Origin of the sequence: Streptantibioticus ferralitis, assembly GCF_029223525.1 — a bacterium.
In the GTDB taxonomy this organism is placed as follows: domain Bacteria; phylum Actinomycetota; class Actinomycetes; order Streptomycetales; family Streptomycetaceae; genus Streptantibioticus_A; species Streptantibioticus_A ferralitis.
In genome coordinates this window covers 205,000-231,323 of sequence record NZ_JARHTQ010000003.1, presented here as the reverse complement: position 1 = coordinate 231,323, position 26,324 = coordinate 205,000, and the positions used below count along the sequence as shown (strand labels likewise).

General features: G+C 71.1%; 22 protein-coding genes. 13 read left to right on the top strand and 9 right to left on the bottom strand.

What is annotated here, in order from left to right:
* The first annotated feature begins 11 nt into the window (after positions 1-11).
* From P2L57_RS06750 to P2L57_RS06740, 3 genes are all read left to right on the top strand, one after another.
* Positions 12-812, top strand: a complete 801-nt coding sequence (locus P2L57_RS06750; protein ID WP_275809820.1) for a sugar phosphate isomerase/epimerase family protein — start codon at positions 12-14, stop codon at positions 810-812.
* Between the two features lie 143 nt (positions 813-955).
* Complete coding sequence (locus tag P2L57_RS06745; RefSeq protein ID WP_275809818.1) at positions 956-1,846, top strand: LysR family transcriptional regulator; 891 nt, start codon at positions 956-958, stop codon at positions 1,844-1,846.
* 556 nt (positions 1,847-2,402) lie between these two features.
* Positions 2,403-3,032 (top strand): hypothetical protein, encoded by a 630-nt coding sequence (locus P2L57_RS06740; RefSeq protein WP_275809815.1) that lies wholly within the window; start codon positions 2,403-2,405, stop codon positions 3,030-3,032.
* Between the two features lie 31 nt (positions 3,033-3,063).
* Here the strand turns inward: P2L57_RS06740 and P2L57_RS06735 are convergent, their stop codons facing one another.
* The 3 genes from P2L57_RS06735 to P2L57_RS06725 all read right to left on the bottom strand — a co-directional run bounded on the left by P2L57_RS06735 (position 3,064) and on the right by P2L57_RS06725 (position 7,744).
* Complete coding sequence (locus P2L57_RS06735; protein WP_275809812.1) at positions 3,064-6,966, bottom strand: ABC transporter ATP-binding protein; 3,903 nt, start codon at positions 6,964-6,966, stop codon at positions 3,064-3,066.
* A gap of 162 nt (positions 6,967-7,128) precedes the next feature.
* Positions 7,129-7,320 (bottom strand): hypothetical protein, encoded by a 192-nt coding sequence (locus P2L57_RS06730; protein ID WP_275809809.1) that lies wholly within the window; start codon positions 7,318-7,320, stop codon positions 7,129-7,131.
* Between the two features lie 265 nt (positions 7,321-7,585).
* Positions 7,586-7,744 (bottom strand): hypothetical protein, encoded by a 159-nt coding sequence (locus P2L57_RS06725; protein WP_275809806.1) that lies wholly within the window; start codon positions 7,742-7,744, stop codon positions 7,586-7,588.
* A gap of 170 nt (positions 7,745-7,914) precedes the next feature.
* Between P2L57_RS06725 and P2L57_RS06720 the strand changes: the two genes are divergently transcribed.
* On the top strand, positions 7,915-8,691 hold the full coding sequence (locus tag P2L57_RS06720) for a helix-turn-helix domain-containing protein (protein ID WP_275809803.1): 777 nt from the start codon (positions 7,915-7,917) through the stop codon (positions 8,689-8,691).
* A complete protein-coding gene (locus P2L57_RS06715) occupies positions 8,688-8,897 on the top strand; it encodes a DUF397 domain-containing protein (RefSeq protein ID WP_275809800.1) in 210 nt (69 codons plus the stop codon). The genes P2L57_RS06720 and P2L57_RS06715 overlap by 4 nt, the downstream gene beginning before the upstream one ends.
* An 82-nt stretch (positions 8,898-8,979) precedes the next feature.
* Here the strand turns inward: P2L57_RS06715 and P2L57_RS06710 are convergent, their stop codons facing one another.
* Together P2L57_RS06710 and speB are read right to left on the bottom strand one after the other, a co-directional pair.
* Complete coding sequence (locus P2L57_RS06710; protein ID WP_275809797.1) at positions 8,980-10,593, bottom strand: thiamine pyrophosphate-binding protein; 1,614 nt, start codon at positions 10,591-10,593, stop codon at positions 8,980-8,982.
* Positions 10,590-11,561, bottom strand: coding sequence for an agmatinase (gene speB / locus P2L57_RS06705; protein WP_275809794.1), 972 nt, complete (start codon positions 11,559-11,561; stop codon positions 10,590-10,592). The genes P2L57_RS06710 and speB overlap by 4 nt, the downstream gene beginning before the upstream one ends.
* Before the next feature lie 146 nt (positions 11,562-11,707).
* On the opposite strand from speB, the gene P2L57_RS06700 reads away from it, so the two are divergent.
* Together P2L57_RS06700 and P2L57_RS06695 are read left to right on the top strand one after the other, a co-directional pair.
* Positions 11,708-13,321, top strand: coding sequence for a PucR family transcriptional regulator (locus P2L57_RS06700; protein ID WP_275809791.1), 1,614 nt, complete (start codon positions 11,708-11,710; stop codon positions 13,319-13,321).
* Positions 13,322-13,399: 78 nt separating this feature from the next.
* Positions 13,400-14,188, top strand: coding sequence for a phosphatase (locus tag P2L57_RS06695; RefSeq protein WP_275809788.1), 789 nt, complete (start codon positions 13,400-13,402; stop codon positions 14,186-14,188).
* Here the strand turns inward: P2L57_RS06695 and tesB are convergent.
* The 3 genes from tesB to P2L57_RS06680 form a co-directional block, all read right to left on the bottom strand.
* Positions 14,155-15,063 carry an acyl-CoA thioesterase II gene (tesB, locus tag P2L57_RS06690; protein WP_275809785.1) on the bottom strand — a complete coding sequence of 303 codons (909 nt, stop codon included), beginning with the start codon at positions 15,061-15,063 and terminating at the stop codon, positions 14,155-14,157. The genes P2L57_RS06695 and tesB overlap by 34 nt on opposite strands.
* Before the next feature lie 13 nt (positions 15,064-15,076).
* Positions 15,077-16,234 (bottom strand): acyl-CoA dehydrogenase family protein, encoded by a 1,158-nt coding sequence (locus P2L57_RS06685; protein ID WP_275809782.1) that lies wholly within the window; start codon positions 16,232-16,234, stop codon positions 15,077-15,079.
* Between the two features lie 83 nt (positions 16,235-16,317).
* Positions 16,318-16,932: an SACE_7040 family transcriptional regulator gene (locus P2L57_RS06680; protein ID WP_275809780.1), complete on the bottom strand. Its 615-nt coding sequence runs from the start codon at positions 16,930-16,932 to the stop codon at positions 16,318-16,320.
* A 204-nt stretch (positions 16,933-17,136) separates the two neighbouring features.
* Here P2L57_RS06680 and P2L57_RS06675 point away from each other — a divergent pair, with 204 nt between their 5' ends.
* The 6 genes from P2L57_RS06675 (at position 17,137) to glmS (ending at position 25,268) form a co-directional block, all read left to right on the top strand.
* Positions 17,137-18,789 carry a carboxyl transferase domain-containing protein gene (locus P2L57_RS06675; RefSeq protein ID WP_275809776.1) on the top strand — a complete coding sequence of 551 codons (1,653 nt, stop codon included), beginning with the start codon at positions 17,137-17,139 and terminating at the stop codon, positions 18,787-18,789.
* A gap of 13 nt (positions 18,790-18,802) precedes the next feature.
* Positions 18,803-20,845, top strand: coding sequence for an acetyl/propionyl/methylcrotonyl-CoA carboxylase subunit alpha (locus tag P2L57_RS06670; protein ID WP_275809773.1), 2,043 nt, complete (start codon positions 18,803-18,805; stop codon positions 20,843-20,845).
* A 71-nt stretch (positions 20,846-20,916) separates the two neighbouring features.
* Positions 20,917-21,834: a hydroxymethylglutaryl-CoA lyase gene (locus P2L57_RS06665; RefSeq protein WP_275810145.1), complete on the top strand. Its 918-nt coding sequence runs from the start codon at positions 20,917-20,919 to the stop codon at positions 21,832-21,834.
* A 5-nt stretch (positions 21,835-21,839) separates the two neighbouring features.
* Entirely contained in the window at positions 21,840-23,006 is a 1,167-nt protein-coding gene (locus P2L57_RS06660; RefSeq protein WP_275809770.1) for an acyl-CoA dehydrogenase family protein, read from the top strand.
* A gap of 112 nt (positions 23,007-23,118) precedes the next feature.
* On the top strand, positions 23,119-23,394 hold the full coding sequence (locus P2L57_RS06655) for a hypothetical protein (protein WP_275809767.1): 276 nt from the start codon (positions 23,119-23,121) through the stop codon (positions 23,392-23,394).
* A 59-nt stretch (positions 23,395-23,453) separates the two neighbouring features.
* Positions 23,454-25,268 carry a glutamine--fructose-6-phosphate transaminase (isomerizing) gene (gene glmS, locus P2L57_RS06650; protein ID WP_275809764.1) on the top strand — a complete coding sequence of 605 codons (1,815 nt, stop codon included), beginning with the start codon at positions 23,454-23,456 and terminating at the stop codon, positions 25,266-25,268.
* A 28-nt stretch (positions 25,269-25,296) separates the two neighbouring features.
* Here the strand turns inward: glmS and P2L57_RS06645 are convergent, their stop codons facing one another.
* Positions 25,297-25,818, bottom strand: coding sequence for a universal stress protein (locus P2L57_RS06645; RefSeq protein ID WP_275810142.1), 522 nt, complete (start codon positions 25,816-25,818; stop codon positions 25,297-25,299).
* Between the last annotated feature and the right edge of the window lie 506 nt (positions 25,819-26,324).

The following is a 26,324-nucleotide window of genomic DNA, read 5'->3' as shown; positions in this document are numbered from 1 at the left end:
GGGTCCGACCGATGAAGCTCGCGTTCTCGACCCTCGGTGTGCCCGGGCTGCCGGTGGCCCAGGTGGTCCGCCTCGCCGCCGACCATCGCTTCCACGGCGTGGAACTGCGCGCGCACGCCGAGGAGGAGCCGGTGCACACCGGTCTGTCCGCCGCCCAACGCGCCGCCGTCGCCCGGGAGTTCCACGACGCCGGGGTGGAGGTCCTGTGCGTCGGCTCGTACGTGCAGGCAGCAGCACCGGGCGCGGACGAACCAGTGCTGGCCGAGCTACGGGCCCATGTCGAGCTGGCCGCCGACCTCGGCGCACCGTACGTCAGGGTCTTCCCCGGCGCGGAGGTCGGCAGCGGCACCAGTGCCGACGCCGTCGCGGCCCGGCGGCTCGCGGCCGCCGCCCCCCGCGCACTGGACCGGGACGTCCGGATCCTGGTGGAGACGCATGACTCGCACCGCACGGCGGCCGACGTCGAGCGGATCCTCGGGCTGGTCGGACACCGTGCGGTCGGTGCGCTGTGGGATGTGATGCACACCTGGCTGGGCGGCGAGCAGCCGACGGCCTCCTATCCGGCGCTGGCACCGCATCTGGGCTACGTGCAGGTCAAGGACATCGCCTCGGTGGAGGACAGCACACCGCTCCCCCTCGGCCAGGGCGTGCTGCCGCTGGCGGAGTGTGTGGAGGTGCTCAGCCGGGACGGCTGGGACGGCTGGCTGTGCTGGGAGTACGAGAAGCGGTGGTTCCCGCGGGTGCCGGATCTGCCGGACCTCCTCGACGATGCGCGAACCCATCTGTGGCGGCTGCTGAACGAGTCGGCCTGATCCGGTCGTCCGGTGGCGGCCGGTGCGCTGCGGGCTGGGATCGTCGCCCGGTCGTCCGGACTTCTACCATGCAGCGTCAGCGGTCACCGCGGTGTGATCGCGTACAGATTCACTGAACTGACCGGCTGAACGGGGCGGGAGAAGTGCTGGATCTCGGTCGGCTGCGTGCGCTGCACGCGGTGCATACGCATGGCTCGGTGGGCGCGGCGGCGGCCGCGCTCGGTTACACACCCTCGGCCGTGTCGCAGCAGATCGCCAAGTTGGAGCGGGAGACACGGACCACCTTGCTGGAGCGGCAGGGCCGGGGGGTGGCTCTGACCGACGCCGCGCAGTTGCTGGTCACGACCGCCGGGCAGTTGCTGTCCATCGTCGAGGAGGCCGAGGTCGCGCTGGAGGAACGGCGCGGCACCCCGTCGGGACGGTTGACCGTGGCGGCCTTCCCCACCGCGGCACGCGGGCTGCTGCCCGGTGTGATCGCCGAACTCATCGGCAACCACCCATCGTTGGACCTGCGCCTCGTCGAGCAGGACCCGCATGTCTCGGTCGATCTGGTGACCCGCGGTGTGGTGGACCTGGCCGTCGCGCACGACTGGGACATCGCACCGCTGCCCGCACCGGACGGCCTGGCGCGCGCGGTGATCGGCGAGGACCGATGCGATGTGCTCGTCCCGGCCGGTGATCCGCTGGCGCGGCGCGACACACTGGTGCGGGCGGACCTCGCGGACGCCCGCTGGATCTGCCAGCCGCCGGGGACGGTGTGCCATGACTGGCTGCTGCGGACGCTGCGCGCGGCCGGGACGGAGCCGGATGTGGCGTATCACGTCGCCGAGTACCACACGCAGTTGGCGCTGGTGGCGGCCGGTCTGGGGATCGCACTGGTGCCACGGCTGGGCCGCGGACCGGTGCCGGACGAGGTGGTGGTACGGCGGCTGGAACCGGCGCCGGCGCGGGGGGTGTTCGCGGTGTGGCGACTCGGCGCGGCGCGCCGCCCGGCGATCGTGGAGGCGGTGCGGGTGCTGCGCGAACGCTGGTAGAGCCTGCGGCCGGCTTCCTGGTTCGGGTTGCGGTTGTTGGGACACAGCCGGTCCACGCCGTTGGGGTTGCTCGCCGTCGCGGCGGATTATCGTGTGGGGGCGACCCCCAAACCCCCTGTGTTCCTCCCGGGGTAAGCCTCCGGCTGGTCTTATTGGGGGCAAGCGCCGGCCTCCTCGGGCTTGCTGGCCGGGTTGCGGTGAGTTGGCTGCCGCGGGGCTTCTCGGTTGGGTTGCGGTGGGTTGGGCACCGCCGGTCCCCATCGTCGTGGTTGCTCGCCGTCGCGGCGGATTGCTTTGGGGGGCAAGCCCGCAAACCCCCAGTGGTCTCGCGGGCCTGCCCCGCGATCTGTGCCGCCGCAGCCGAGAGCAGGCCGCACGGCGGGGACGGCGGCGGCCCAACAACCGCAACCCGACCAAGGCCAACCGGACCGGCCCCGAACCGGGGCCGGGTCCCCAGCGGCGGCGACACTCGTTCGGGTGTGGATCATCCCGCTGATGGGCAGTCAATCACGGCCTGGGTGGGAGAATACGGAGGAAGTCGGACGAGGGGGTCGCCATGTGGGGTTCGCGGCACCGGATCAGCCGGTACGCGGCGGTGTTGCCGCTCGCGCTGGCGCTGGCCGGTTGCATGCCCAACCAGGGGCCGACCGGGAACAGCGCGTACACCCCGCCGTCCGTCAGCCCGTCGAGCTCGCCGACCGCCGCGGCCTTCCTCGCCGTCGGGACCTGCGCGGCACACGACCGGGTCGGCACCGGCGGCTCCTTCCACCAGGTGGTCTGCGACGACCCGGCCGCGGTGGCGACGGTGACGGTGCGCCGTACCAAGGGCTCGGCGGACGCCCCGGACTGCCCCGACACAACCGACTTCGTACTCGGCATCAGCGGCACCAGCGCCACCCGGACTCCGGCCCACCGCGACGCACAGGGCTATGCGTGTCTGCGCGACCTGCACCCGCCGCACCCGGGCGACCCCGGCAAGGGCGGCGGCCCCAACACCATCGTCGGGGACTGCGTGTACACCGAGGGCGCCGACGAGGCCGAGGAGACCGCCTGCGACGGCTCGGGCAAGCACTCCCCGCAGTACAGGGTGACCGCCATCGTCCCCTCCCGTGCGGACTGCCCGCCCGCCACCTCCCTGTACGTGGGCGTGCAGCACCACAAGGTCGGCTGCGCACGGAAGTTGTAGCGGCGCCCCGCTCACGCGGGGCGGCTGGGCGCTACACCGCTACCTGCTCGTCGGTGCCCGCGAAGGTGCGCCACAGCTCCGCGTACCTGCCGCCCCGGGCGAGCAGCTCGGCGTGCGTACCGTCCTCGACCACCCGTCCGTGGTCCAGCACCACCACCCGGTCGGCGCGTGCGGCGGTGGTGAGCCGGTGGGCGACGACCAGCGTGGTCCGCCGGATCGCCAGCTGGTCGGCGGCGGCGTTGACCAGGGCCTCGGTCGCCAGGTCGAGGGCGGCGGTCGCCTCGTCCAGCAACAGCACATCGGGGTCGACCAGTTCGGCCCTGGCGAGCGCCAACAGCTGCCGCTGTCCCGCCGAGAGGTTGCGTCCGCGCTCGCCCACCCGGTGCAGGTAGCCGTCGGCGAACCCGGCGATCATGTCGTGCGCCCCCACCGCCCGCGCCGCCGCCTCGACCTCGGCGTCACTCGCGTCGGGCCGCCCGTAAGCGATGGCGTCCCGTACGGTCCCCGCGAACAGATACGGCTCCTGGGGCACCACGCCCAACCGCCGCCGGTATGCGGTCAGGTCGAGATCGCGTAGATCCGCGCCGTCCACCCGGACCGCGCCGCTGGTCGGGTCGTAGAACCGGGCGACCAGCTTGACCAGTGTCGACTTGCCCGCGCCCGTCTCGCCGACGAAGGCGACGGTCTGCCCGGCCGGAATCCGCAACTCCACACCGGACAGCGCCTCTTCCCCGTCGCCGTACGCGAAGTGCACATCGTCGAAGACCACTTCGCCGCGCAGCCCGGCTTCCGGCACCGCCCGCGGGTTCTCCGCGAGCGGGGTCGCGGTCGGCTCGCGCAGCAGCTCGCGGATCCGGCCCAGCGACACGGACGCCTGCTGGTAGCCGTCGAAGACCTGCGACAGCTGCTGTACGGGCGAGAAGAACAGGTCGATGTAGAGCAGATACGCGACCAGCGCACCCGCGGTCAGCGTGTGGTTGTCGACCCGGCTGGCACCGACGATCAGCACCAGCGCCGCTGCCACGCTGGACAGGAACTGCACGAACGGGAAGTAGACCGATATGTACCACTGGCCGCGCACCCGCGCCTGCCGGTACTCCGCGCTGCGATCGGCGAACCGTCGCCTGCCCGCCCGCTCGCCGCGGAACGCCTGCACGATCCGCAGCCCCGCCACATGCTCCTGCAGGTCGGCGTTGACGGTGGCGACCTTGTCGCGGGCGAGGCCGTACGCCCGCACCGACTTGCGGCGGAAGACGATGGTGGCGGCGATCAGCGGCGGCAGCGTCGCGAAGACCACGATCGCCAGTTCCACGTCGAGGGCGAGCAGTGCGACGAGGATGCCGAAGAAGGTCAGCAGGCTGACGACCGCGGTGACCAGTCCGGTCTGCAGGAAGGTCGACAGCGCGTCGACGTCGGTGGTCATACGCGTCATCAGACGGCCGGTCAACTCGCGCTCGTAGTAGTCGAGTCCGAGGCGCTGCAGATGCGCGAAGATCTTCACCCGCAGCGAGTACAGCACCCGTTCACCGGTGCGGCCGGTCAGCTGTGTCTCGCCGATCTGCGCCGCCCACTGCACCAGGACGACGACGAGGGCGAGTACGGAGGCGGCCCACACGGCGCCGAGCGCCAGCCGCTCCACGCCCTGGTCGATGCCGTGCCGGATCAGGATGGGCAGCAGCAGTCCGCCCAGCGCGTCGGCGGCCACCAGCACCAGGCTGATCAGCAACGGGGCCCCGAATCCGCGCAGTAGGGCGCGCAGTCCGAAGGCCGGATCGGTCTGGCGGGCCCGCTCCTCGTCGACGTCCGGGGTGTCGGTGGCGGGTGGCAGCGCCGCGACCCGCTCCAGCAGTTCGGGCGTGGCGGGCATACCGGCGAGTGCGCCCGCCAGGCCGGGCCCGGCGGCAGCCGCGGTGCTGGCGGACTGGTGGCCGTCCGCCGGGTTCCGCTCCTCCTTCGGCCGGCGCCACAGTTCCGGAGTGATGCCGTCCACGACATGCCGTACGACGCGGCGAGTGCCGTCGGTCAGCGCCGCCGGGGAAACGGCGAGGCCGATCGCGGCCGATTCCCCGTCGGCGAAGCCCGCCGCCACGAGCCGCTCACCGGGTTCGTCGGGGAGCCGTTGGCCGTCCGACGCCTCGGGTGCGCCGGACGCTCCGGCGGGGTCGGGCGTGCGGACGTCGCACGCGAGCTCATCGGGGTCGGTCAGCAGCCTGCGGTAGAGCGCGCAGCGCTCCTGGAGCTCCTCGTGGGTTCCCACATCCACCAGCCGGCCGCCGTCGAGCACCGCGATGCGGTCGGCCAGCCCCAGTGTGGAGCGGCGGTGGGCGATCAGTAGCGTGGTGCGGCCGCGCATGACCTCGTGCAGTGCGTCATGGATCTCGGCCTCGACCCGGGCGTCCACGGCCGACGTCGCATCGTCGAGCAGCAGCAGCCGCGGGTCGGTGACGACCGCGCGGGCCAGCGCGACGCGCTGGCGCTGGCCGCCGGAAAGGGTGAGGCCCTGTTCGCCCACCACGGTGTCGTAGCCGTCGGGCAGGGCGGTGATGAAGTCATGCGCCTGGGCGGCGCGGGTGGCGGCGAGCAGTTGTTCCTCGGTGGCGTCCGGGTGGCCGTAGAGGATGTTGGCGCGGATCGTGTCGGAGAACAGGAAGCTGTCTTCCGGTACCAGGCCGATGGCCGCCCGCAGCGAGTCGAAGGTCAGCTCGCGGACGTCGATCCCGCCCACCCGTACCGCGCCGCCCGTCACGTCGTAGAAGCGCGGCAGCAGCAGCGAGACGGTGGACTTGCCGGATCCGGACGCACCGACCACGGCGACGGTCTCACCGGGTTCGATACGCAGCGAGAGGTCCTCCAGCACCGGCCGCTCGGGGTCGTAGCCGAAGGTCACGGAGTCGAACTCGACACTGGCGTCGGCGTCGGCGGGCAGTTCACGCGCGTTGTGCGTCTGCTTGATGCGCGGTTCTGTGTCGATCAGCTGGTAAACCCGCTCGACTCCCGCCCGGGCCTGCTGGCCGATGGTCAGCATGGCGGTCAGCATCCGTACCGGGCCGGTGAGTTGGGCGAGGTACGTGGAGAAGGCGACGAACGTGCCCAGGCTGATCTGGTGGTTTACCGCCATCCAGCCGCCCAGCGCGAGCATCGCGACCTGACCGAGCGCGGGCACCGCCTGCAGCGCCGGGTTGTACCGGGAATTGAGCCGTACGGTGCGCAGCCGCGCGGCGAACAGCAGGCGGCTGACCCCGCGCAGCTTCGCCTCCTCCTGCGCCTCCTGGCCGAAGCCCTTGACGACGCGGACCCCGGTGATCGCCCCGTCGACCACGCCCGCGACGGCCGCGGCCTGTCCCTGCGCGTACCAGGTGGCGGGGAACAGCCGGGTACGGCTGCGATCGGCCATGAGCCACAGTGCCGGGGCGACGGCGAGCGCGATGACGGTCAGCAGCGGCGACAGCACCGCCATCACCACCAGCGACATCACGAACAGCAGCACGTTGCCGATCATCATCGGCAGCATGAACAGCATGCCCTGGATCAGCTGGAGGTCACTGGTCGCTCGGCCCACGACCTGCCCGGTGTCCAGTTCATCCTGCCGGGCGCCGTCCAGCCGGGTGATCGAACGGAACATCGCGGTCCGCAGGTCGTGCTGGACGTCCAGGGCGAGCCGTCCGCCGTAGAACCGGCGCATGAAGGTGAGGACGTAGACGGCGACCGCCGCCAGAACCATCAGACCCGCCCAGGGCCCCATGGACCGGGTGTGCTTGACGATCACATCGTCGATGATCAGCCGGGGCAGTAGCGGTACCAGCGCCATGACGGCCATTCCGGCGAGCGACGCCCCCAGCGCCAGCAGCACATTGCGCCGATACCGCCGGCACTCGGCGGAGATTCGCCGTAGCCAGCCCTGCTGACCTCGCTGCTTCGCCGTCGCCGCCGCCACCCGGAACCTCCGTAGTCCAGTCCGCCATCGGTCCCTGCAAACGCCGTGGCGTGCTGATTTCATCCTGCGGCAACAAACGGGGGACCATGGTCTCGGGACGACTACGGCCGAGGTCGTAAGTCCCTCGGGCGTCCCCGTCCCTACGGCCCGGGATCGATGCCCCTAGATGATCTCCCGACGCCCGCGACGCGGGTCGGCCGCCGCTCCCGCGTCCATCAGCAATCTGCCGGACACCAGCCGTACGGGCTGGTCAGGAGCATCCAGCGCCGACAGCCGGTAGCCGCGTCCCAGATAGCGGAAGAGGGCGCACGCGAGGGGGCGGCGTAGCGCCGCAGGCCATGAGGGCTTTGACATGGTCCGCGGGCGTACGGGACGTATTGCGTGCCCCGTGCCTACCGGTTCAGTCCCCGCAGTGCCGCCGCCGTCTGCGCCTGTTCCTCCTCACGTTCAGCGCGGCAACGGGGACACTCGCAGGGAGGGAACGCGAACGGGTTGAACTCCCGCGGCCGATCCCCGATCCGCACTACGCAGGAGGAGAGGTCGACGACGCCCGTACCGTCCGGACCCACGCGGTACACCCGCAGCGTCATCCGAGGTGGACCCTCGCGTCCGGCAGCGCTCATCCGTGGTCTCGGATCCATGCCGCCAGCCGGTGGGCCTCCTTCGCCGACAGACTGCCGAGCCGCACCTGCGGAGAGCCCGTGAGAGGGAACTCGCCATCCAGCGACGGCAGAACGAAGCCCACGAACCTCAACGCATCGTGAGGGGTGCTGTACATCTGTGCGCCTTCCGTTGTCTCCATCGCTCCGTGAGCGGCATATGACGTTGTGTATCCAAAGGCTGCCCGTTCGGCGCTACGCTCGGCAGGGGCTGATCAGTGACACATGGCTTGTCAACGGAAAGAAGCCGATCATGAGCGCGGACTTGGAAGTTGACTCGGCGTCATCCATGCTGGCGTTCTACGGGGCGGAGCAGCGACGAGTACGGACCGAGGCGAAGATGTCGCAGGCGCAGCTGGCGAAGCTCGTGTTCTGCACCCCGTCACTGTTATGCAAGATCGAGGCAGCCCAGCGGGTACCGAGCCAGGATCTGGCGGAGCAGTGCGACGCCGTACTCGACACGGGAGGGCACTTCGCGCGGCTGTGGCCGCTGGTGATCAAGTACGCGTACCCGGCATGGTTCCGGCCATTCGTCGAGTTGGAGGAGCAGGCCAGCGCCATCCAGTCGTTCGAGACCCGGCTCATCCCGGGGCTGCTTCAGACGGAGGGGTACGCGCAGGCCGTCCTGGCGGGTGCACGCCCCGACAAGATCGAGGAGTTGGTCGCGGCGCGACTCAACCGGCAGCGCATTCTGAGCCGCGATGATCCGCCCCGGCTATGGGTGATCATCGATGAGAACGCACTTCGTCGGAACCTCGGGGGCCCCTCCGTGATGCGGGCCCAGCTCGCGCGGCTACTTGAGGCGGCCGAGGTGCCGCGGATCGTGGTTCAGGTGGTTCCCGCCGACGTGGTCGTCCACCCATCGCACTACCCGTTCTGGACCCTGTCGTTCAACGAAGGGCCAGACGTGCTCTACGTAGACGGTTTCTATCAGGGCCAACTGCGTGCCGAGCCTGAGGCGTTGGGTGAGGCTCATCGAGCCTATGATCTTCTCCGGGCTGCAGCCCTATCGCCTGACGCATCCATCGACATGATTGCCACCATCATGAAGGGCTTGAGCCGATGACAAAGGTAACCAACCTAGAGAGTGCCGTCTGGCGCAAGAGCAGCTACAGCGGTGAAAACGGGGGCACATGCGTTGAGGTCGCCGACGGCTTCCCCGGCGTGGTCCCCGTCCGCGACAGCAAGCACCCCGAAGGTCCGGTGCTGCTCTTCTCCGCCGAAGCTTGGACTTCCTTCATACGCGACGTGAAGACGGACCGCTACTCCTGATCAAGCCGCGCCGTCCGCAAACCTCAGCGGACCTCAGCCGAGTTCACCAATCCGCAGACGCCTCCTGGGGCGAGCCTCTTGGTCACCCCTCCGGGAGATGCGTCGGCGCGAACATGCGCAGTACCGCCGGAAGGACGACCACGGACGGGCCGGGGGTGGCCAGCGCCTTCGCCAGGTCGGCGGCCAGGTCCTGCGGCGTGGTGCGGACCGCCGGGACGCCGAAGGACTCGGCCAGGGCCACGAAGTCGGGCCTCGACAGTTCGGTGGCGGTCGGGGCGCCGAAGGCGTCGGTCATGTACTCGCGCAGGATGCCGTAGCCGCCGTCGTCGACGATCAGCCAGGTCACCGGTAGCTCGTACTGGCGGGCGGTGGCCAGCTCGGCTATCGAGTACATCGCGCCGCCGTCACCGGAGACGGCCAGCACGGGCTTCGTACGGTTCGCGGCGGCGGCTCCGAGGGCCGCCGGGAAGCCGTAGCCGAGGCCGCCCGCGCCCTGCGCGGAGTGCATCGGACCCGGCCAGGCGGACCATGCCCAGTAGGCGAGGATGGTCATGTCCCAGAAGCTGGGCGAGCCGTCCGGCAGGGCCTGGTGGACGGCGGCCAGGAGGCGCTGTTCGGTGCCCAGGTCCTGGGCGGCGAGGCGGCTGCGCACCCGGGCCAGCAGACCGGCCGCGGCCTTCGGAGCGTCGTCGTCGTGGCGCTCCTCGACGGCCCGCACCAGTGCGCGCAGCGCGAGCGCCGCGTCGGCGTGGATGCCGAGACCCGGATGGTTGGACTCCAGCTTGCCGAGGTCGGCCTCGATCTGGATCACCCGGCCGCGCGGGCGGAACGTGTGGTAGTTCGAGGAGAGCTCGCCGAGCCCCGAGCCGACAACCAGCAGCACATCGGCGTCCGCCAGGAACTCGGTGGTGTGCCGGTCCTCCAGCCAGGACTGCAGGGACAGCGGGTGCTCCCAGGGGAACGCGCCCTTGCCGCCGAAGGTGGTGGCCACCGGAGCGCCCAACTTCTCGGCCAGCGCGCGGAGTTCCGCGGTAGCGCCGGAGCGCATGACTCCGCCGCCCGCGAGGATCACCGGGCGCTCGGCGGCCGACAGCCGGGCCGCCGCCTCGGCGATCAGCTCCGGACGCGGGTGCAGCGCACGCGGCGTCGCCTCCAGCGCGCTGACCGGCGGCACATCGACCGGCGCGAGCAGCACGTCCTGCGGGATCTCCACCCACACCGGGCCGTGCGGAGCGGTGAGCGCGGACTCCCAGGCGGCGGCGATGGCCGACGGTATCTGCGAGGCGGTACGGACCGGGTGCACCGACTTGACCACATCGCGGAACGAGGCCTTCTGATCGGGCAGTTCATGCAGATAGCCATGGCGGCCGCCGCCGAGACCGGCCACCGGCACCTGGCTGCCGATGGCCACGACCGGCGCCGACGCCGCCGCCGACTCCTGGAGCGCGGCCAGCGTCATCAGGGCCCCGGGGCCGGTGGAGACCAGCAGCGGGGTCGCGGTGCCGGTGACGCGAGCATGGGCGTCGGCCGCGAAGCCCGCGTTGTTCTCCATCCGCAGCCCGACGTAGGCCAGTTGGGATCTGCGCAGCGCGTCGAACGCACCCAGCGCGTGCTGCCCCGGCAGTCCGAAGACGGTCGTGGCGCCGAGCGCGCTGAGCGACTCGACGACCAGATCGCCGCCGTTGCGTACGGTCACTTGCCGGACTCCCGGGCCGCCGCGATCTGCCGGGACATGATCGTGGTCAGCTCGTACGCGGTGTGCGAGGCCGCGACGCAGGTGATCTCCGCGTGGTCGTACGCCGGGGCGACCTCCACGACGTCGGCGGAAACCAGGTGGCAGTCGGCCAGCCCGCGCAGGATCTCCAGCAGCTCACGCGAGGTCAGCCCGCCCGCCTCCGGGGTGCCGGTGCCGGGGGCGTGCGCCGGGTCCAGGACGTCGATGTCGATGGAGATGTACAGCGGGCGGTCACCGATCCGCTCCCGCAACTGCTGGGCGACCTCGTCCACCCCGCGCCGCATGACATCGGCCGAGGTGACGATGCCGAAGCCCATCTTCTCGTCGTCGTCCAGGTCCTTCTTGCCGTACAGCGGCCCACGGGTGCCCACGTGCGAGAGGGCGGAGGTGTCGAGGATGCCCTCCTCGACCGCCCGGCGGAACGGCGTGCCGTGGGTGTACTCCGCGCCGAAGTAGGTGTCCCAGGTGTCCAGGTGCGCGTCGAAGTGCAGCAGCGCGACGGGGCCGTGCTTGCGCGCCACCGAGCGCAGCAGCGGCAGCGCGATGGTGTGGTCGCCGCCCAGCGTCATCAGCCGCGCGCCGGTGCCCAGCAGGTCGTCCGCGGCGGCCTCGATGGTCTCCACGGCCTCGTTGATGTTGAACGGGTTGGCCGCGATGTCACCGGCGTCTGCGACCTGCGCGAGGGCGAACGGCGAGGCGTCCTGCGCCGGGTTGTACGGGCGCAGCAGCCGCGAGGCCTCGCGGATCGCGTTGCCACCGAAGCGTGCGCCGGGCCGGTAGGAGACCCCGGTGTCGAACGGGACGCCCACGACGGCCACGTCTGCGGTGCCGACCTCGTCCAGGCGCGGCAGCCGGGCGAACGTGGCGGGGCCCGCGTACCGGGGGATGCGCGAGGAGTCGACGGGGCCGCGCGGCTCGGTGGTGGTCATGTGAACTTCCTTCTTCTTCCTCAAGGGGGTCCGGGAGGCGGAGCCCTGGTCAAGGCCGGATTCGTGAGTTGACCCTAGGTGGCCGCCGAACAGCCTTAAAGTGTACGTTTCATCCATAGAAGACCCCTGAAATGGATGGATCATCCATGTCGGAGCTGACGCCCCCCACCACGGCGGTCCCCCTGTCATCGCTGCTGCTCCGCACTGATCTCGGGCTGCGGCAGGTGGCCGGGCCGCCGGCGGACGAGGTCTCCGTGTACTGGGTGCACACCAGTGAGATGGCGGATCCGGTGCCCTATCTGCTCGGCGGCGAGCTGCTGCTGACGGCGGGCGTGCACTTCGCGGGGAACGAGGCAGCCGGAGAGCCCGGCGGGGGCGCTGCCGGGGGCTCGGCCGCGGACGGCGCCGGAACCGGCGATTCCGGCGGGTATCTGGAGCACTATGTGGCGCGGACGGTGGAGGCGGGCGCGGCGGCCCTCGGCTTCGGCCTGGCGCCGGTGCACGACACGACGCCGCCCGCCCTGGTGGCGGCCTGCGACCGCTACGGGCTGCCGCTGGTGGAGGTCCCGCCACGTACCCCGTTCACCGCCATCGCCCGCGCCGTGTGGCAGGCGATGGCCGAGGCCCGGCACCGGGAGCTGCGCCGGATCACCGAGGCGCAGCAGGGGCTGGCCTCCGCCGCCGCCCGCCCCGACCCGGTACCCGCCGTACTGCGCCAGCTCGCCCACCACCTCGACGCGCGGGCGGCGCTGCTGGACCCGCGGGGCGCGGAGCTGTACGTGGCCGGGCACTCGGTGACCGCCGAGGTGCACACCGCACTCACCGCGCTGGCCGCGGTGGTGCGGCCGGACCGGACAGGAGCACCGGCGTCCGCGACCGACACGGTGGGCGGCACCCGGCTCGCCGCCTACGCGCTGGCCGGCGGCGGTCCGGGCGAGGGCAGCCCGGTACTGGTGCTGGCCGCCGAGCGGCGGGACTTCCGCGAGCAGGCGATCGCGGCGATGGCTGCGGTGCTGCTCTCCCTGCTGACCGGCCCCTACCGGGGCGCGGGCGACGAGCGACGGACGGCGGCGCTGGTCCGGCTGCTGCTGGGCGGATCCCCTGACGAGGTCGCTCCGCTGCTCGCCACGGCGTCGGCGGCGGACGGTACGGACCCGCACTGGACCGTGGTGCACGCCCGCCGCCGAGGCGCCGCGCCGATCGCGAGCCCGCCGCACGGGGCGGAGCGCCGCCGCGAGGCGGAGCTGCGGGACGCACTGGCCGCCGGGGAGCTCGCGGCAGCGCTGGGCACTCCGCTGGTGGACGCCGATGGCGGCACGCTGCGGGCACTGCTGCCCGCCGGACGGGAGGTCACCGCGCGGCCCGGCTGGACGCTGGGGGTGAGCGAGCCGGTACCGGCGGGCGGGCTGCCCACCGCCGACGCGCAGGCCGCCGCGGCGCTGCGCCGGGCCGTCGCCAACCGGGCCGGGCTGGACCGGCACCGTTCGCCACGAGCCGGTTTCGCCGCGCTGGTGGCCGAAGAGGAGGCGCGCGCCTACGCGGTCGCGCGGCTCGCCCCGATCGCGGACTCCGCGGCCCTGACCGGCACCCTGCGCACCTGGCTTTCGTTGCACGGCAGTTGGGACCGCACCGCGGTGGCGCTCGGCGTGCACCGCAACACCGTTCGGCAGCGCATCGCCCGCGCCTGCGCACTGCTCGACGCCGATCTCGACGACGCGGAGGTACGCGCGGATCTGTGGTTCGCGCTGCGCTATGTGTAACCGCCCGGTAGGGTCACGCCTTCGTCTCAATCGACGGCTCGTCGTACGTCCGTTCCCGGGCACGAGACAATGGGTCGTATGCCGACAGTTCGCACCCCGTCCCGCCAGGCCCTGATCGACCACCTGCTACGGACCCGCATCGCCGGGGCCGTCGCCACCAGCCGCGAGAACAACCTTGAGCACTACCGTGAGTTGGCGTCCGGCAACCGCTATTACTGGCTGGGACTGGACCTCGGCGACCGCTGGTCCGACGAGGATGCCCTGCTCAAGCTGATGGCCGAGCGCTGCGGTGTCGTCGCCGACCCCGAGCACCGCTCGGGTCAGGACATCATCGACCCGGAACTGACCGTCGAGGCCCTGGACCGGATGGCCGTCGCGCTGCGCAAGGCGGCGGCGGGCAAGCAGCGGGTGCTGTTCGCCACCGGCCACCCGGGCGGACTGCTCGGCGTCCACCAGGCGACCGCGGCCGCGCTGCGCGACGCGGGGTGCGAGATCACCGAGATTCCCGAGGGCCTGTACGCGGACGACGGCAGGGTGCTGCAGATTGGCGGCGTCGCCATGGTGCTGCGCACCGCCGCGCTCGTCCACACGCACTCGCCGGAGCCCATGGCGGCCATCCTCGACGCGATGGAGCGCGAAGGACGCCCGCTTCCGCAGCTGGTGGTCGCCGACCACGGCTGGGCCGGGTGCGCGGGCCAGCGCGGCATCGACGCGATCGGCTACGCGGACTGCAACGACCCGGCGCTGTTCGTCGGCGAGGCGGAGGGCTCGCTGATGGTCACGGTGCCGCTGGACGACCATGTGGCACCGCACTACTACGAGCCGATGACCGCCTACCTGCTGTCGGCCGCCGGGCTCGCGGAGTAGCCAGCACGCGGAACGCGGACCAGGCCTTCCTGGATCACCGAGACAGCCAGCCGTCCGTCCCGCGTGTAGATCCGCGCCGTACCCAGACCGCGGCCACCCGACGCCGACGGGCTCTGCTGGTCGTACAGCAGCCACTCGTCGGCACGGAACGGCCGGTGGAACCACATCGCGTGGTCCAGGCTCGCGCCCACCACGTCGCCGACCGCCCAGCCGCCGCGGCCGTGCGCGAGCAGGATGGAGTCCAGCAGCGTCATGTCCGACACATAGGTGGCGAGACAGACGTGCAGCAGCGGGTCGTCGTCGAGTTTGCCGCGGGTACGGAACCAAACCTGTGAGCGCGGTTCACGCTGCTGCCCGGCGGTGAGGAAGGGCGGATCCTCCGCGTACCGCAGGTCGACCGCCGAGCGGGCCTCCAGCAGCCGGTCCACGACGGTGGGGTCGGGGAAGCGGTCGGCGTGCTTGGGCAGCAGTTCCTCGGCGGTCGGCAGCGATTCGGGGTCCGGCGCGGGCGGCATCGGCTCCTGGTGCTCAAGCCCGTCCTCGTAGGTCTGGAAGGACGCCGAGAGGTGGAAGATCGGCTGGCCGTGCTGGATCGCCACCACCCGCCGGGTGGTGAAGGAACGGCCGTCGCGGATCCGGTCGACGTCATAGACGATCGGAGCGCCGGGGTCGCCCGGGCGCAGGAAGTACGCGTGCAGGGAGTGCGCGTGCCGCTCCGCGGGTACGGTGCGGCCGGCCGCGACCAGTGCCTGAGCGGCGACCTGGCCGCCGAAGACCCTCGGCACCAGGGCGGCCCGGCTGGTCCCCCGGAAGATGTCCCGCTCGATCCGCTCCAGGTCGAGCAGTTCGAGCAGGGACTGCAGTGGTTCGCTCATCGTGTCGTCGTGTTCACAGACCGAGCGACTTGGCGATGATGGACCGCATGACCTCGCTGGTGCCCCCGTAGATGCGGGTGACGCGGGTGTCTGCGTACAGCCGGGCGATCGGGTACTCCATCATGTAGCCGTAACCACCGTGCAGTTGGAGGCACTTGTCGACGACGCGGGCCGCGACCTCGGTGCAGAACAGCTTGGCGGAGGCGGCGTCGGCCACGGTCAACTCGCCCGCGTCATGCGCCTCCAGCGCCCGGTCGACCACCGCCTGCGCGGCGTCCACCTCGGCCTTGCAGTCGGCGAGCACGAACTTGGTGTTCTGGAACTCGGCGACCGTCTTGCCGAAGACGGTGCGCTCCCTGACGTACTCGGTCGCGAACCGCACGGCGGCGGACGCCTGGGCGTACGCGCTGACGGCGATGCCGAGGCGCTCCTGCGGGAGGTTGTGGGTGAGGTAGGCGAACGCCTTGCCCTCCTCCCCCAGCAGGTCCTCGACCGGCACCTTGACGTCGGTGAAGGACAGTTCGGCGGTGTCGGAGGTCTTCAGGCCCAGCTTGTCCAGCTTGCGGCCGACCGCGTATCCCTCGCTCTTGGTGTCCACCACGAGGATGGAGATTCCGCCGCGCCGGTCCGCCGGGTCCGGCGGGGAGGTGCGGCAGCAGACCAGGACACGGTCGGCGAGCACACCGCCGGTGATGAAGGTCTTGGCGCCGTTGAGGACGTAGTGCGTGCCGTCCTCGGACAGCCTCGCGGTGGTCTTCATCCCGGCGAGATCGGATCCGGTGCCGGGCTCGGTCATGGCGATGGCGGTCATGATCTCGCCGCTGACGAACCCCGGCAGCCAGCGCTTCTTCTGCTCCTCGTCGGCGTACTTCAGGAGGTACGGCAGGCAGAGCGCGGTGTGCACGCCGCTGCCGCCGAAGCTCACCCCGGCGCGGGCCAGCTCCTCGGTGATGACCGCGTTGAACTTGAAGCCCACCTCACCCGCGCCGCCGTACTCCTCGGGCACCTCGATGCCGAAGACGCCCAGCTCACCGAGTTTGTAGTAGAAGTCACGCGGTGCGTGCCCGGCCTCTTCCCACTCGTGGTACACCGGGGCGACCTCGGTGGCGATGAAGTCGCGGATCGTGGACCGGAACGCCTCGTGGTCCTCGTTGAAAACCGTGCGCCGCACTGTGCGCCTCCCCATGGGCGAGTTTCAGCCTAAGCAAGCGCTCAGCAAGTTACTTCCCGGTTAGGAATCTGTCCAGGGCTGGACTATCCCAGGGCGGACGACCCGGAGCCCGGTCCGTCGAGGGCGGCGAACGCGCCGAGCGCGAGGCGGCGCAGCAACTCGCTGGTGGCCCCCCGGTCCGGCAGCGCGCCCGGCCGGCCGAGGTGGGGGGTGGAGTTCAGCAGACCGAAGACCGCGTGCACGGCGGCCCGCACCTCGATCTCGGTGGCGCCCGGGTGCACCTGCCCCACCACCTCCACCCACAACTCGACGTACTGTCGCTGGAGTTGACGCACCAGCTTGCGGTCGGACTCGCGCAACCGGTCGAGCTCGCGGTCGTGCAGGGTGATCAGCGGGCGGTCGTCCAGGGCGAAGTCGGTGTGGCCGCCGACCAGGGCGTCGAGGGCCGCCTCGGGGTCCGGCGCCTCGGCGACCCGCCGCTTGCCCTCCGCGAGCAGGCGGCCACTGATGCCCACCAGCAGTTCGGCGAGCATCGCCTCCTTGCCCGCGAAGTGCCGGTACAGGCCGGGGCCACTGATGCCGACGGCGGCGCCGATCTCGTCGACGCCGACGCCGTGGAACCCCCGCTCGGCGAAAAGCTGCGCGGCCTCTCTGAGGATCTGCTCGCGCCGGGCCACCCCGGCCTTGGTCGGCTGCATGACAGAGATTCTAGACAACGTCGTTAGCGAGCGTTAACCTGGGGGCAGTAGGTTAACGACCACTAACATCCATCTCCAAGATCCACCGTCCCAAGATCCACCGTCCCAAGATCCACCGCCGGTGTGCACCGGCGACATCCGCGGCCGAGGCGCCGCGGACCGAAGGTTGAGCGTTCAGGTCCGTGAGCAAGGGGGCTCCAGGGCATGCGTGACACGGCACCACCCGCGCTGCGCAGCGCGGCCGATCCGGCATCGGAGGCTTTCGCGGCCAATACGGCGGCGCATGCCGAACTGTCGGCCGGGCTGCGCGAGAAGCTGGCCGCCGCCCGGCTCGGCGGCGGCGAGAAGGCCCGCGCCCGGCACACCGCGCGCGGCAAGCTGCTGCCGCGCGATCGGGTGGACGGTCTGCTGGACCCGGGCTCGCCCTTCCTGGAGCTGGCCCCGCTGGCGGCGGACGGAATGTACGACGGGCAGGCACCCGCGGCCGGGGTGATCGCCGGCATCGGACGGGTGGCGGGCCGCGAGGTCGTCGTGGTCGCCAACGACGCCACGGTCAAGGGCGGCACCTATTACCCCATCACGGTCAAGAAGCACCTACGCGCCCAGGAAGTGGCGCTGGAGAACCGGCTGCCGTGCCTCTACCTGGTGGACTCCGGCGGCGCCTTCCTGCCGCGCCAGGACGAGGTCTTCCCGGACCGGGAGCACTTCGGCCGGATCTTCTACAACCAGGCGACGATGTCGGCGCGCGGCATCCCGCAGATCGCGGCGGTCCTGGGATCCTGCACGGCCGGTGGCGCCTACGTGCCGGCGATGAGCGACGAGGCGGTGATCGTGCGCGACCAGGGCACGATCTTCCTCGGCGGTCCGCCGCTGGTGAAGGCGGCCACCGGCGAGGTCGTCACCGCCGAGGAGCTCGGCGGCGGCGAGGTGCACTCCAAGGTCTCCGGCGTGACCGACCATCTGGCGGAGGACGACGCCCACGCACTGCGCATCGTGCGGAACATCGTCGGCACGCTGCCGGAGCGCGGGCCGCTGCCCTGGTCGGTCGCCCCCGTGGAGGAGCCGGCCGTCGACCCCGCGGGGCTGTACGGCGCGGTCCCGGTCGACTCGCGCACCCCCTATGACGTGCGGGAGGTCATCGCCCGGCTGGTGGACGGCAGCCGGTTCGCCGAGTTCAAGGCGGAGTACGGCACGACGCTGGTCACCGGCTTCGCCCGGCTGCACGGCCACCCGGTGGGCATCGTCGCCAACAACGGCATCCTGTTCGCAGAGTCGGCGCTGAAGGGCGCGCACTTCATCGAGCTGTGCGACCAGCGCGGCATCCCGCTGCTCTTCCTGCAGAACATCTCCGGCTTCATGGTCGGCCGGCAGTACGAGGCGGGCGGCATCGCCAAGCACGGCGCCAAGATGGTCACCGCCGTCGCCTGCACCCGGGTACCGAAGCTGACCGTGGTGATCGGCGGCTCGTACGGCGCCGGCAACTACTCGATGTGCGGCCGCGCCTACTCCCCCCGCTTCCTGTGGATGTGGCCCAACGCCAAGATCTCGGTGATGGGCGGCGAACAGGCCGCCTCCGTGCTCGCGACCGTCAAGCGGGACCAGATGGAGGCGGCGGGCGAGCAGTGGCCGATCGAGGACGAGGAGCGGTTCAAGGCGCCGATCCGCGCCCAGTACGAGACCCAGGGCAACGCCTACTACGCCACGGCCAGACTCTGGGACGACGGGGTGATCGACCCGCTGGAGACCCGCACGGTACTCGGCCTCGCCCTGACGGCCTGCGCCAACGCGCCCACTCCACAACGGGCTGGGCTCTCTGGAGACGTGCAGGCTCCCGGCTACGGCGTCTTCCGGATGTAGGGGGGATCACCAGATGTTCGAGACGGTCCTTGTGGCGAACCGGGGCGAGATCGCCGTCCGGGTGATCCGTACGCTGCGGCGGCTGGGCATCCGCTCGGTCGCCGTCTTCAGCGACGCCGACACCGAGGCGCGCCATGTGCGGGAGGCCGATCAGGCGGTACGCATCGGGCCGCCGCCCGCCACCCAGAGCTATCTGTCCATCGAGCGGCTGCTGGAGGCGGCGGCCCGCACCGGCGCCCAGGCGGTCCACCCCGGCTATGGCTTCCTCGCCGAGAACGCGGCCTTCGCCCAGGCATGCGAGGACGCCGGGCTGGTCTTCATCGGGCCACCGGCCAGCGCGATCGAGCTGATGGGCGACAAGATCCGCGCCAAGGAGACGGTACGGGAGGCAGGCGTCCCGGTCGTCCCCGGCAGCAACGGCAGCGGGCTCACCGACGCCCAACTCATCGACGCCGCCCGGCAGATCGGCACCCCGGTACTGCTCAAGCCCTCGGCGGGCGGCGGCGGCAAGGGCATGCGCCTGGTCCGCGACGAGGCGCTATTGGCCGAGGAGATCACCGCGGCCCGGCGAGAGGCCCGCGGCTCCTTCGGCGATGACACACTGCTGGTCGAGCGGTGGATCGACCGCCCCCGGCACATCGAGATCCAGGTGCTGGCCGACGCCCATGGGCAGGTGGTCCACCTCGGCGAACGCGAATGCTCGCTGCAGCGCCGCCATCAGAAGGTGATCGAAGAGGCGCCGTCCGTCCTCCTGGACGAGGCGACCCGGGCGGCCATGGGCGCGGCGGCCGTACAGGCGGCTCGTTCCTGCGGCTATCTGGGCGCGGGCACGGTGGAGTTCATCGTGCCCGGCGCGGACCCGTCCGCTTACTGCTTCATGGAGATGAACACCCGGCTCCAAGTGGAGCATCCGGTAACGGAGTTGGTCACCGGACTCGACCTGGTCGAGTGGCAGCTGAGGGTGGCCGCCGGAGAGCGACTGTCCTTCGGACAGGGCGACATCAGCCTCACCGGGCACGCGGTGGAGGCCCGGATCTGCGCCGAGACCGCACGGGTCACCGCCGGGGTTCCGCGGACGGAAGGCCAGGGGCGGGTGGACTTCCTGCCCTCGGCCGGGCCGGTGCTGGCGCTCAGCGAGCCTGGCGGCGAGGGCGTTCGGGTCGACTCCGGGCTGGCGCTCGGCACCGAGGTCGGCACCGCCTATGACCCCATGGTGGCCAAGGTGATCGCACACGGCCCGGACCGCCGTACGGCACTGCGCCGACTGCGCGCCGCGCTCGCCGACACCGTGGTGCTCGGTGTGGACACCAACACCGGTTTTCTGCGGCGGCTGCTGGAGCATCCGGCCGTCGCCTCCGGCGAGTTGGACACCGGTCTGATCGACCGGGACGCGGCCTCGCTGGTTCCGGTAGGAGTCCCGGACGAGGTGTACGCGGCGGCGGCGCTGCTACGGCAGGCGGCACTGGCTCCGGCAGCCGCGGCTCCGTCGAACGCCGAGGGCTGGACGGATCCGTTCTCCGTGCCCAGCGGCTGGCGGCTGGGCGGCGAGCCCGCCTGGACCGAGCACCATCTGCGGGTGCCAGGGCATGAACCGGTGACCGTGGGCGTCCGCCCCGGCAAGGTCCGCATCGGCGGCGCCGAGCCGGTGCCCGCCGAACTGCACACCGACCGGGACCGGGTGATACTGCACTGGGACGGCGTGACACACGTCTTCCGCCATGCGGGCACCTGGCTCGGCCGGGACGGCGACGCATGGCACGTCGACGGCCACGACCCCGTCGAGGCCGCGCTGCGCGGCGCGGCGGGCGCCGGAGGCACCGACACACTGACCGCGCCCATGCCCGGCACGGTCACCGTCGTCAAGGTCACCGCCGGGGACGAGGTCACCGCCGGGCAGAGCCTGCTGGTCGTCGAGGCGATGAAGATGGAGCACGTCATCGCCGCCCCGCACGACGGCACAGTCACCGAGATCGACGTCACCCCGGGCAGCACGGTCGCCATGGACCAGGTACTCGCCGTGGTCACCCCGACCGCGGCCCCGCAGGAGGAGTCATGACGACCCACCCGGCGCCCGACCGCCACCCCTCATCGAAGCCCTCCGGGCTACCCATTCCCGCTGGCCTGCCCATGCCCTTTCCGTCCGAGGACATCCCGGACCGAGTGCGGATCCACGAGGTCGGTCCCCGCGACGGGCTGCAGAACGAGAAGGCGGTCGTCCCCACGGAGGTCAAGGCGGAGTTCATCCGCCGTCTGGCCGCCTCGGGCCTGAAGACCATCGAGGCGACGAGCTTCGTGCATCCCAAGTGGGTGCCCCAACTCGCCGATGCCGAGCAGCTGATGCCGATGCTCTCCGGGCTGGACGCGCGTCTTCCGGCACTCGTCCCCAACGAGCGCGGCCTTGAACGCGCGTTGGCGCTCGGCGTTGACGAGATCGCGGTGTTCGGCAGCGCCACCGAGTCGTTCGCCAAGGCCAACCTCAACCGGTCCGTCGACGAGTCGCTGGCCATGTTCGAGCCGGTGGTGACGCGGGCCAGAGACGCGGGCGCGCAGGTGCGCGGCTATCTGTCGATGTGCTTCGGCGACCCTTGGGAGGGACCGGTTCCGGTCCGCCAGGTGGTCCAGGTGGCCCGGCGGTTGTTCGATCTGGGCTGTACCGAGCTCAGCCTCGGGGACACCATCGGGGTGGCCACCCCCGGCCATGTCACCGAGCTGCTCGCCGCCCTGCACGAGGTCGGGCTGACCGCCGACCGGCTCGCCGTGCACTTCCACGACACCTACGGCCAGGCCCTCGCCAACACCCTGGCCGCGCTCCAGTCGGGCGTCTGCACCGTGGACGCGTCGGCCGGCGGCCTCGGCGGCTGCCCCTACGCCAAGAGCGCCACCGGCAACCTCGCCACCGAAGACCTGGTCTGGATGCTGAACGGTCTCGGCATCGACACCGGGGTCGACCTCGACCGCCTCACCGCCACCAGCGTGTGGATGGCGGCACACCTGGGCCGACCAAGCCCGTCCCGTACCGTTCGCGCCCTCTCCCACAAGGAGTGAACTCCATGACGATCGACCACCGGCTACCCGCCGAATACGAGGAACTCCGGCGCACCGTCGAGCAGTTCGCCCACGATGTGATCGCCCCCAAGATCGGGGAGTTCTACGAACACCATGAGTTCCCGTACGAGATCGTGCGCGAGATGGGACGCATGGGACTGTTCGGGCTGCCGTTCCCCGAGGAGTACGGGGGCATGGGCGGCGACTACTTCGCGCTGTGCCTGGCGCTTGAGGAGCTGGCCCGGGTCGACTCATCGGTGGCGATCACCCTGGAGGCCGGGGTATCGCTGGGTGCGATGCCGATCTTCCGGTTCGGCACCGAGGAGCAGAAGCGTGAGTGGCTGCCCCGGCTGTGCTCCGGTGAGCTGCTCGGCGCCTTCGGGCTCACCGAGCCGGACTGCGGTTCCGACGCGGGCGGCACACGCACCACCGCGCGCCTGGACGAGGCCACCAACGAGTGGGTGATCAACGGCACCAAGTGCTTCATCACCAACTCCGGTACGGACATCACGGGACTGGTCACGGTCACCGCCGTCACCGGGCGCTCGGCGGACGGCCGTCCGGAGATCTCCTCGATCATCGTGCCGTCCGGCACCCAGGGCTTCACCGTCGCGGCGCCGTACTCCAAGGTCGGCTGGAACGCCTCGGACACCCGCGAGCTGTCCTTCGCCGACTGCCGGGTTCCGGCGGCCAACCTGCTGGGCGAGATCAGCCGCGGCTACGCCCAGTTCCTGCGGATCCTGGACGAAGGACGGATCGCCATCTCGGCGCTGGCCACCGGGCTCGCCCAGGGCTGCGTCGACGAGTCGGTGTCCTACGCCAAGACCCGGCAGGCGTTCGGCAGGCCCATCGGCGCCAACCAGGCGATCCAGTTCAAGCTGGCCGATATGGAGATGCGCACCCACACCGCCCGGCTTGCCTGGCGGGACGCGGCATCCCGGCTGCTGCACGGCGAGCCGTTCAAGAAGGAGGCGGCGCTCGCCAAGCTCTACTCCTCGGAGATCGCGGTGACCAACGCCCGCGAGGCCACCCAGATCCACGGCGGATACGGCTTCATGAACGAGTACCCGGTGGCCCGGTTCTGGCGGGACTCCAAGATCCTGGAGATCGGCGAGGGGACGAGCGAGGTCCAGCGCATGCTGATCGCCCGCGAGCTGGGGCTCACCGCGTAAATCAGGACAAACTCCCAGCACGCACCCCACGCAACCTCAATATCGGGCGCCCCCTGCCCGATATCGGGCAGGAATGTTGCACTGCGGGCCCTCCCTCCCGCAGGATCGTCCGGTGCTCGAACGCCGGACTGCCCACGAGGATCTCGTAGACCACCTGGTGCGGACCACGACGCTGCAACGCGGAGAGGCCGCCCGGGTGGTACTCGACGTGCTGGCGTACTTCGACGAGTCGGCGGAGGACTACGTGCGCCGGCGCCACCGGGAACTGCAGGCCAAGGGCCTGGCGAACGCGGAGATCTTCGAACGGATCACCGAGGAGCTGCCGCACCGCGCGGTGGCTCCGCCGGAGTTCTCGCTGCGCCAGCTGCGCCGCATCGTCTACGGCTGAGCACCACACACATCACACGCCCCACGGGCACCAGGCGACACCAGGGAGGGACGGCATCCATGTGCGGGATCGTCGGATATATCGGTAAACGTGACGCTGCTCCGCTGCTGCTGGAGGGGCTGCAGCGACTGGAGTACCGCGGCTACGACTCGGCGGGCGTCGTGATCAGCGGCAAGTCGGGGGGACTGAAGACCGTCAAGGCCAAGGGCCGGGTACGCGAACTGGAATCCCGGGTACCGAAGCGATTCAGCGGAACCACCGGTATCGCCCACACCCGTTGGGCGACCCATGGTGCGCCCAGCGACGACAACGCACATCCCCACCTGGACGCAGCGGGCCAGGTCGCCATCGTCCACAACGGCATCATCGACAACGCGGCCGAACTCCGCGCCAAACTCGTCGCGGACGGTGTGGAGTTCACCTCCGAGACCGACTCCGAGGTGCTGGCCCATCTCATCGGCCGCTCCGCCGCCGAGACGCTGGAGGCCAGGGTCCAGGAGGCGCTGTCGCGTGTCGAGGGCACCTACGGCATCGCGGTGCTGCACGCCGACTTCCAGGACCGCATAGTGGTCGCCCGCAACGGCTCGCCGGTGGTGCTCGGCATCGGCGAGAACGAGATGTTCGTCGCCTCCGACGTCGCCGCCCTGGTCCGGCACACCCGCCAGGTCGTCACCCTCGACGACGGCGAGATGGCCACCCTGAAGGCCGGTGAGTACCGCACGTACACCACCGAGGGCAGCCGTACCGCCGCCTCGCCGACCACCATCGAGTGGGAGGCCGAGAGCTACGACATGGACGGCCACGACACGTACATGCACAAGGAGATCTGCGAGCAGGCGGACGCCGTGGACCGGGTGCTGCGCGGCCGGATCGACGACCGGTTCGCCACCGTGCACCTCGGCGGCCTGGGCATCGACGCCCGCGAGGCGCGCGCAGTGCGCCGGGTGAAGATCCTCGGCTGCGGTTCGGCGTACCACGCGGGCCAGATCGGCGCCCAGTTGATCGAGGAGCTGGCCCGGATCCCGGCGGACGCCGAGCCCGCCAGTGAGTTCCGGTACCGCAACGCGGTCGTCGACCCGGACACGCTGTACATCGCGGTCAGCCAGTCCGGCGAGACCTACGACACGCTGGCCGCCGTACAGGAGCTCAAGCGCAAGGGCGCCCGGGTCCTCGGCGTGGTCAACGTGGTCGGCAGCGCGATCGCCCGCGAGACGGACGGCGGGGTCTACGTACACGCCGGTCCCGAGGTCTGCGTGGTGTCCACCAAGTGCTTCACCAACACCGCGGTCGCCTTCGCGCTGCTGGCGCTGCACCTCGGCCGGGTGCGCGATCTTTCGGTCGCCGACGGGAAGCGGATCATCGCGGGTCTGCGCAGGCTGCCCGAGCAGATCGCGGAGATCCTGCGCGGCGAGGAGGAGATCGAGAAGCTCGCCGGAGCCTACGCCAACGCCAGGAGCATGATGTTCGTCGGCCGGGTGCGGGGCTACCCGGTGGCCCGTGAGGCATCCCTGAAGCTCAAGGAGGTCTCCTACGTCCACGCGGAGGCCTACCCCGCCTCGGAGTTGAAGCACGGCCCGCTGGCGCTCATCGAGCCCGAGGTGCCGTCGGTGGCGATCGTGCCGGACGACGAACTGCTGGAGAAGAACCGCGCCACGCTGGAGGAGATCAAGGCCCGCAGCGGCCGCATCCTCGCGGTGGGCCACCAGCCGCAGGATGTCGCGGACCACACCATCGTCGTGCCGCGCAACGAGCCGGAGTTGGACCCGATCCTGCTCGGCATCCCGCTGCAACTCCTGGCGTACCACGCCGCGTTGGCGCTCGGCCGGGACATCGACAAGCCGCGGAACCTGGCGAAGTCGGTGACCGTCGAGTAGTCGGCCACGGTCAGATAAAACGTTTTATCTAGGGGATCACGATGACCGGCCGCTGCGCACGGCGCGCCAGGCGGCCGGCCACCGACCCGAAGATCTTGCCGATCACCCCGTGGGTGCTGCCCACGACGATGGCGTCGGCCGAGTACTCCCGGCCGACCTCCTCCAACTCGTGGCAGATGTCACCGCCCCGCTCGACCAGGATCCACGACACCTCGGACAGGTAGTCGGCGCAGGCCAGTTCCAGGCCGAGCACCTCGGTGCGGTGGTCCGGGACGTCCACGAAGACCGGCGGCTCGCAACCGGCCCACACGGTGGCGGGCAGCCGGTTGGCCACATGGACGATGATCAATCCGGAGTGCAGCCGCCGGGCCATGCCGATCGCATAGGCAAGGGCCCGCTCGCTGGAGACCGAGCCGTCGAAGCCGACGACCACACCGTGCCGGAAGGCCGGGTCGCAAGAATGGCGCGCCTGCGCTGCCGCCTCGGGTTTCGCCGTCGAGTCGGCGAGCGGTTTGCCGTCGGCGGGGTCGTGGTGCTCGTAACCGGCCATGATGGGTTTTTCGGCGAAGGCGACGCGGTAGGGCGCCGCTGGAGCGGACACGGACAGCGGTGACCGCGGGATCGGCCACATTGGCCGGTAAGGGCGTTGCCCTCCCGCTGCCTCCAGAGTACGGCGGCGGCGCGTCCCTGCACAGATCCGCTGGACGTCCCGCCGTGGGTCTTAGTACCCGGAGTTTCCAGGAGAATGCCGGAGCCCGGCGGGAAGCGCAACGCCCCATGCCGCTCCGGTTACCCGCGTGGGTCGCCGACGGCCCGAACCGGTGTCCGACGACCCGCCTCGGGCGGCTGAAAACCGGACGGCCGGTTGCACTTCGATGCGGAATCCGTTTGCCGCTCAACAACCCGCCACCTGAGCACCCCGCCACCATCACCCGCTGCCGGGAATGCCCTCGACGAGCCGTACCGAAGACCGTCACCACCGGTGCCCCGCGCTACCGGCAACCAGGGCGGCGCCCCGTGTGCAGAGCGGCGCGAGGTGTAAATGAGGGCGCGCGA

Coding starts and splice junctions, on each gene's coding strand:
- P2L57_RS06750 (WP_275809820.1), top strand. CDS start 12: ATGAAGCTCGCGTTCTCGACCCTCGGTGTGCCCGGGCTGCCGGTGGCC.
- P2L57_RS06740 (WP_275809815.1), top strand. CDS start 2,403: ATGTGGGGTTCGCGGCACCGGATCAGCCGGTACGCGGCGGTGTTGCCG.
- P2L57_RS06730 (WP_275809809.1), bottom strand. CDS start 7,320: ATGTCAAAGCCCTCATGGCCTGCGGCGCTACGCCGCCCCCTCGCGTGC.
- P2L57_RS06725 (WP_275809806.1), bottom strand. CDS start 7,744: ATGTACAGCACCCCTCACGATGCGTTGAGGTTCGTGGGCTTCGTTCTG.
- P2L57_RS06720 (WP_275809803.1), top strand. CDS start 7,915: ATGCTGGCGTTCTACGGGGCGGAGCAGCGACGAGTACGGACCGAGGCG.
- P2L57_RS06715 (WP_275809800.1), top strand. CDS start 8,688: ATGACAAAGGTAACCAACCTAGAGAGTGCCGTCTGGCGCAAGAGCAGC.
- speB (WP_275809794.1), bottom strand. CDS start 11,561: ATGACCACCACCGAGCCGCGCGGCCCCGTCGACTCCTCGCGCATCCCC.
- P2L57_RS06700 (WP_275809791.1), top strand. CDS start 11,708: ATGTCGGAGCTGACGCCCCCCACCACGGCGGTCCCCCTGTCATCGCTG.
- P2L57_RS06695 (WP_275809788.1), top strand. CDS start 13,400: ATGCCGACAGTTCGCACCCCGTCCCGCCAGGCCCTGATCGACCACCTG.
- tesB (WP_275809785.1), bottom strand. CDS start 15,063: ATGAGCGAACCACTGCAGTCCCTGCTCGAACTGCTCGACCTGGAGCGG.
- P2L57_RS06680 (WP_275809780.1), bottom strand. CDS start 16,932: ATGCAGCCGACCAAGGCCGGGGTGGCCCGGCGCGAGCAGATCCTCAGA.
- P2L57_RS06675 (WP_275809776.1), top strand. CDS start 17,137: ATGCGTGACACGGCACCACCCGCGCTGCGCAGCGCGGCCGATCCGGCA.
- P2L57_RS06670 (WP_275809773.1), top strand. CDS start 18,803: ATGTTCGAGACGGTCCTTGTGGCGAACCGGGGCGAGATCGCCGTCCGG.
- P2L57_RS06665 (WP_275810145.1), top strand. CDS start 20,917: ATGCCCTTTCCGTCCGAGGACATCCCGGACCGAGTGCGGATCCACGAG.
- P2L57_RS06660 (WP_275809770.1), top strand. CDS start 21,840: ATGACGATCGACCACCGGCTACCCGCCGAATACGAGGAACTCCGGCGC.
- glmS (WP_275809764.1), top strand. CDS start 23,454: ATGTGCGGGATCGTCGGATATATCGGTAAACGTGACGCTGCTCCGCTG.
- P2L57_RS06645 (WP_275810142.1), bottom strand. CDS start 25,818: ATGGCCGGTTACGAGCACCACGACCCCGCCGACGGCAAACCGCTCGCC.